This window comes from Pseudoalteromonas sp. S558, assembly GCF_005886635.1.
Lineage (GTDB): Bacteria > Pseudomonadota > Gammaproteobacteria > Enterobacterales > Alteromonadaceae > Pseudoalteromonas > Pseudoalteromonas aliena.
Map to the genome: position 1 here is coordinate 1 of NZ_PNDU01000096.1, position 5,905 is coordinate 5,905.

The 5,905-nt window shown below is 39.1% G+C and carries 8 protein-coding genes; 3 read left to right on the forward strand and 5 right to left on the reverse strand.

What is annotated here, in order from left to right; genetic code table 11:
• The first annotated feature begins 185 nt into the window (after window positions 1-185).
• From bufB to CWB66_RS07855, 3 genes are read left to right on the forward strand one after another with little or no spacing between them, the layout of a single operon-like run.
• On the forward strand, window positions 186-1,016 hold the full coding sequence (bufB, locus tag CWB66_RS07845; RefSeq protein WP_138584929.1) for an MNIO family bufferin maturase: 831 nt from the start codon (window positions 186-188) through the stop codon (window positions 1,014-1,016).
• Window positions 1,013-1,786, forward strand: coding sequence for an HvfC/BufC N-terminal domain-containing protein (locus CWB66_RS07850; RefSeq protein ID WP_138584930.1), 774 nt, complete (start codon window positions 1,013-1,015; stop codon window positions 1,784-1,786). Before bufB ends, CWB66_RS07850 begins: the two co-directional genes overlap by 4 nt.
• Window positions 1,787-1,820: 34 nt before the next feature.
• The gene (locus tag CWB66_RS07855; protein ID WP_138584931.1) at window positions 1,821-2,690 is read left to right on the forward strand and encodes a DMT family transporter; all 870 of its coding nucleotides are present in this window, start codon (window positions 1,821-1,823) and stop codon (window positions 2,688-2,690) included.
• Between the two features lie 28 nt (window positions 2,691-2,718).
• Here the strand turns inward: CWB66_RS07855 and CWB66_RS07860 are convergent, their stop codons facing one another.
• Genes CWB66_RS07860 through CWB66_RS07880 form a run of 5 tightly spaced genes read right to left on the reverse strand, consistent with a single transcriptional unit; the run spans window position 2,719 to window position 5,771 of the window.
• Window positions 2,719-3,405, reverse strand: a complete 687-nt coding sequence (locus CWB66_RS07860) for a M15 family metallopeptidase (protein ID WP_138584932.1) — start codon at window positions 3,403-3,405, stop codon at window positions 2,719-2,721.
• Entirely contained in the window at window positions 3,405-4,535 is a 1,131-nt protein-coding gene (gene dapE, locus CWB66_RS07865; protein WP_138584933.1) for a succinyl-diaminopimelate desuccinylase, read from the reverse strand. The genes CWB66_RS07860 and dapE overlap by 1 nt, the downstream gene beginning before the upstream one ends.
• Entirely contained in the window at window positions 4,535-4,879 is a 345-nt protein-coding gene (locus tag CWB66_RS07870; protein WP_138584934.1) for an ArsC family reductase, read from the reverse strand. Before CWB66_RS07870 ends, dapE begins: the two co-directional genes overlap by 1 nt.
• Window positions 4,880-4,883: 4 nt before the next feature.
• Window positions 4,884-5,381, reverse strand: a complete 498-nt coding sequence (locus tag CWB66_RS07875; protein WP_077537805.1) for a PTS glucose transporter subunit IIA — start codon at window positions 5,379-5,381, stop codon at window positions 4,884-4,886.
• Between the two features lie 3 nt (window positions 5,382-5,384).
• Window positions 5,385-5,771, reverse strand: a complete 387-nt coding sequence (locus CWB66_RS07880) for an ACT domain-containing protein (protein WP_138584935.1) — start codon at window positions 5,769-5,771, stop codon at window positions 5,385-5,387.
• Between the last annotated feature and the right edge of the window lie 134 nt (window positions 5,772-5,905).

The window sequence follows — 5,905 nt, forward strand, 5'->3', positions numbered from 1 at the left end:
TATTGACGCGTAAATTCGCCTTGTTTTCACTGAAAATCTCTGGCTAGAGAAAATAAATTTAAATATCACCATGATTCAATATGTTAGTAAATCTCTTAACCAGAGCTCAGGTTAATTAAAGTTATAAAATAAGCCTGAATAACATATCAATTACAAATGTATTACTCAGGCTTTTAAGGAAGTATATGACGAACCGCTTTTTAGGTTTTGGCTTAGGCTTAAGAGCCCCACATTTTGAACAAATTATCGCACAACAACCACCTGTAGATTGGTTTGAAATCATTTCAGAAAACTATTTTGTTGCAGGGGGTAAACCTTGGCATTATTTAAATAAAATTAGAGCGGATTATCCAATTGTGATGCACGGGGTATCAATGTCTATTGGTAGTGTCGACCCGATTAATAAAGCTTATTTAAATCAGTTAAAAAACACAATTGAAAGAGTTGAGCCGCAGTGGGTGTCTGATCATTTATGTTTTACCCAAGTAGGGGGGATCAATAGTCACGATTTACTGCCAATGCCTTACACTAATGAAGCGCTGAATCATTTAGCAACTAAAATAGCGCAGGTGCAAGACTACCTTGGCCGTGAAATGATTTTTGAGAACGTGTCGAGCTACTTAACGTATAACGATTCACAAATGACAGAATGGGAGTTTTTAGCGCAATTACATAAACAAACGGGCTGTAAATTCTTAATGGACGTAAATAATGTTTATGTAAGTGCACGTAATCACGATTTTAACGCAATGGATTATTTAGCAGCGATACCGAGTACTGCTATAGCGCAAATTCATTTAGCAGGGCATCAAGACTTTGGTACGCATATTATAGATACCCATGATGAAGATGTACCTGACGCAGTGTGGGATTTATATCAACTGTATGCGCAAACGCTAAGCCCAACAAGCACCATGATTGAGCGCGATGATAATATAGGCTCGTTAGATGAACTAATTAGCGAGCTTGAGCATGCTAAAACATTGGTAAAACCGTTTTGGAAAATGACATCATGAGTGATTTAGCAAAGCTGCAACAACAGTTTATGGATTTACTGCAAGGTGAAAGTTTGGATATTACCGAGCAAATTGCACAGCAAGGGCAGTTAAGTGCACAGCAGCGGCTCTCTATTTATCAAAACGCTTATAAAATTCGCTTAAGAGCAGTGATAGAGCAAGATCACCAGCAGTTGGGTATTTACTTAGGTGATGATTTATTTGAACAAATGGTTGATGGTTATTTAGCCCTGTATCCTTCATATCATACATCGCTACGAATTTTTGCAGATAAACTACCTGATTACCTAGCGACCCAAACTCCTTTTAAAAATTACCCCATACTTGCAGATATAGCCAAATTTGAACGCTTGTTGCTAAGTGCGTTTGATGCAAGTGACGCTGCATTGTTAGCGGTAGAATCCTTAGAAGTGATTGAACCGCTAGCATGGCCGACTTTAATATTAAACCTGCACCCCAGTGTTCAATTAGTAAAGTTTAGTACATCCGCTGTTGAAAGTTGGCAAGCAATAAAAGAAAAGCAAACCCCGCCAGAACCTCAATCATCAGCGCTGCGTTTTTGGGTTATAGCGCGTGATACTGACAGGCGTACGCAATACGTAAGCGTTGATGAGCAAGAATACCGTCTATTAAATCTATTAAAACAAAAGACCCCCTTTGCACAGTTATGTCAATCCTGTTTAAATGAACTTCCTGGCGATAAAATCGCTGAGTTTTTAATTATTAAAGTTAATCAATGGCTTGAACGTGGTTGGTTAATAAGCGGTTAAATTTAAACAACGTTATTCTTTTTAAGGATTTTTTTTGAAAGCCACCCTATACACAATGATTGCTTTAATAGCATTTGCTGCAAATTCTCTATTTTGCAGAATGGCATTAGCAGAAGGTTATATAGATGCTTGGAATTTTACCATTATTCGTTTACTCAGCGGCGCTGTGTGCTTGGGTATTATAATTGCTATTTATACGAGTAATTTAAAACGTAAAGGTAGATTTGATCGCACTATTTTAGATGATAAAGGCAGTTGGCGAAGTAGTATTAGCTTGCTTGTTTATGCAATTTGTTTCTCTATAGCTTACGTAAAACTTGATACCGGTACGGGGGCACTTATTTTATTTTCGGCTGTGCAACTGACCATGATTGGCTGGGGGATTTATAAAAAAGAGCAATTAAGTGCCATTCAGTGGTGTGCGTTTTTAGTTGCGTTAGGTGGCTTTGTGTACTTAATGTTACCCTCTGCTGCAGTGCCATCCATTCTTGATGCATCCCTTATGGCGTTAAGCGGTATAGCATGGGGCATTTATAGCATTCGCGGAAAAGTGTGCGTATCGCCATTGCGTACAACAGGTTTTAACTTTATAAGAAGTTTAGTTGCTATCCCTATTCTACTACTGGTAGGCATGAGCCATTTAAAAGATGTGAGCATTGAAGGGGTGTTACTTGCCTGCGCTTCGGGTGCGATAGCATCTGGGATTGGTTACAGTGTTTGGTATGTGGCTATGCCACTGCTTAAAAGTACCCAAGCTGCTGTTGTGCAGTTGTGTGTGCCGGTACTTGCAGCCATTGCCGGGGTTTTGTTTTTATCAGAGCAGGTAACAATGGAGTTTGTAGTTGCAAGCGCGTTAATTTTAGGCGCTGTGCTTATATTTATTTTAAATAAAAAGAAGTGTTAATGTCACTTAGGCCAACCTGACCTTCTTTTTAGGGCGGACTGACGTTTGTTACAAAGCGTGTATATATAGCAGGTAAGTTATCAAGTATTGCCTGCTTGCCCTGTAGTTCACTGTTTTTTATGCATTCAAAAAGTACTTGCTCGCTAAGCTTATTCACTAATAATTGTGATTGCTTAATGTGGCTTATATGCCAAAGCTCAGGTGCGACGCCACCTAAATCATGCTGGTAAGGGCGATAAAAGCCAAACTTACCCAAGTTGTCATCAAGCCAGTTACTTAAAGGCGCAAAAGGCCCACCTTGCAGGTATTCATCAGGTGCTAGCTGTAGTTTATAATCATCACTTACCGCAGCTTTATCAAACACATCTAAATCGGTGCCTAAATGATGCCTGCTTGCCCCAGGTAGTGCAGAGTAGAGCATTATCGCTATACATTTATCAATATCGCTTAGCTTAGTTAAATCTACAACTTCTTGCTGTTTATTAAAAACAGGTCGAATACCTAAAAACTTATTATTCCAAATAATTGACTGGCGATTAAAATCACGAAAACTTGAGGCAATAGTAAGATCAAATCCCGCTTTTTTTACTGCACTTTGTAGCGCTAAAAAGTCGCTAATAATAGCGCTGTGCAAGCGATGATTTTGTATATCAGTTAAATGTGTATCACTTTGACCTGTAATACACATTATTGGTGCTGGTTGAGTGGCATCCATTATGTTAAAAGTTGCTCTAATATTTGCTCGTAAATGTCGGTAAGGGCTATTAAATCATCGGTACTTACGCATTCATCTACTTTATGAATAGTAGCGTTACGTGGCCCTAGTTCAATTACTTTAGCACCTGTTTGCGCAATAAAACGTCCGTCAGATGTGCCACCTGTGGTTTCTAGGTTTGTGGTTAAACCGGTTACAGATTTAATAGCATTGACTGTGGCATCAACAAGGGGTCCGTGCTCGGTAATAAAAGGCAAACCATTTACTATCCAACTTAATTCATAATTTAAATTATGCTTTTGTAGAATGTCATTTACACGTTGTTGTAATTGCTCATGCGTTACTTGCGTGCTAAATCTAAAGTTAAACTGTATTTCTAGTTCAGCCGGGATCACGTTACCAGCACCTGTGCCGCCATTAATATTTGAAATTTGAAAGCTGGTAGCAGGGAAGTATTCATTTCCGTTATCCCACACCGTTTGGCTAAGCTCAGTAAGTGCAGGCGTGGCCAGATGAATTGGGTTTTGTGCTAAATGTGGGTAGGCAACATGACCTTGTACGCCTTTAACTGTTAAAAATGCGGTAAGTGAACCTCTTCGACCATTTTTAACCACATCCCCCAATTTATCGCGCGATGAAGGTTCGCCAACTAGGCACATATCGATTTTTTCACCGCGTGCTTCAAGGGTATCAATTACACGAGTCGTCCCGTTTACAAACGGACCTTCCTCGTCAGAAGTAATTAAAAAAGAAATAGAGCCTTTATGATCTGGGTTTTTAGTAACAAAACGCTCGGTTGCTACAAGCATTGCGGCTAATGAGCCTTTCATATCGGCAGCGCCCCGGCCATGTAATAAACCGTCTTTTACTAATCCTGAAAATGGCGGATGTTGCCAATTTTTTTCAGGCCCAGTTGGCACCACATCGGTATGACCTGCAAAACAAAAATGGGGTGACTGCGTGCCTTTACGAGCCCAAGTGTTTAATGTATCGGTGAAAAATAATGATTCAATATTAAAACCAACAGCAGCAAGGCGTTCGTTCATTATTTGCTGGCAGCCAGCATCTTCTGGCGTTACCGATTGTCGTTGGATGAGCGTTTGTGCAAGTGCAATTACGTCGGTAATCATTATTTAAAAATCTCATCGTATTGTGTGGCTTTAAACCCTAAATGGTAATTGCCATCATTAACTAATACAGGGCGCTTTATCATTGCAGGTTGTTCAACTAACAGTGAAATAGCACCCTCTTTAGTCAGGCCTTGCTTTTGCTCATCAGTTAAAGCCCGATACGTAGTGCCGCGCTTATTAACAAGCTGTTCCCAATCGAGTTGAACAGCAAAAGTACTAACCATTTTCTCGTTTACGCCATCTTTTCGGTAGTCGTGAAAAGTAAACTCGATGTTGTTGTCAGCTAAATATTTTTTTGCTTTTTTTATCGTATCGCAATTGCTAATACCGTATAGAGTGATCATAAATCTAGTTCTTCTTAATAATAGTTAATAGGGTGTCTTCGCCTGCTTTTACCTGCGGGTGAGAGTGATGAAACGTACCGAGGTGATGGCCGTTTAGTAAAATTAAACTTGCAAGTAAAGGGCTGTCGAGCTCGCGTAAATCAAAATAAGCAAGGCGTTGGCCTTTGATTATTTTACTACCGTTAAGCTGCGCTATATGGGTATGCATTATCGATTGCGAATCGGGGATAGTTAAATTAATTAAAATCTTTAAACCATTTTTAGCTTGTAATACAAACTCAGTACCTGCGTTTTTTACTTGTAATAAAGTGCCATCGAACGGCGCTAAAATTTTATGATGTGTTAATTGCACCATTATACCAGGACCCAATGTTCCAAAACGAAACAAAGGCTCAGAGTGTTCATTAAGCTCAAGTACTTTACCTGAAAAAGGGCTGGTAATATTTATGGCATTTTTGGGAATTTTATTTTGTGCTATGTACTGTATTTTTTGAGCTTTCATGATTTATTCGACCACCACGTTGTAACCATCTTTTTTTAGCGCAGTAATAGCCAGAGGTACTGTTTGTTTTTTTACTAGTATGTAATCGGTGTCGTAGGTCGAAATAGAAAAGATAGAAATTTTGGCACGCGCTAAAACACCTGAAATATTCGCCATAATTCCTGTTAACGAAAAGCCAAGTGGGCCAATAACTTCAAGAGCTTGCCAGTTCGGCTCTGTGTCTAAGCTGTCTATTTCAAAGTTACTCGGGCAGACAACCGATACTTCGTCATGGGTTTTAGAAATAAAAAATAACGGCAGTGTTAACAGTGCCGCAGGTATGTCGGCATCAACATCTAGACTGTGTATAGATAAAATGGTGCTGTGTAATTGTAATGTTTGTTTTGACATTAAAAACCTGCGAAACAGCAATATAGATAGCTTTATAGTATAGATTATTAGCTTTGAATTAAAGGTGTAACAGCAACTAAGCTAGCAGTAAGTTTGTAAGTAGCCTGAACTCTGAATAATAAATCTATCTCGAG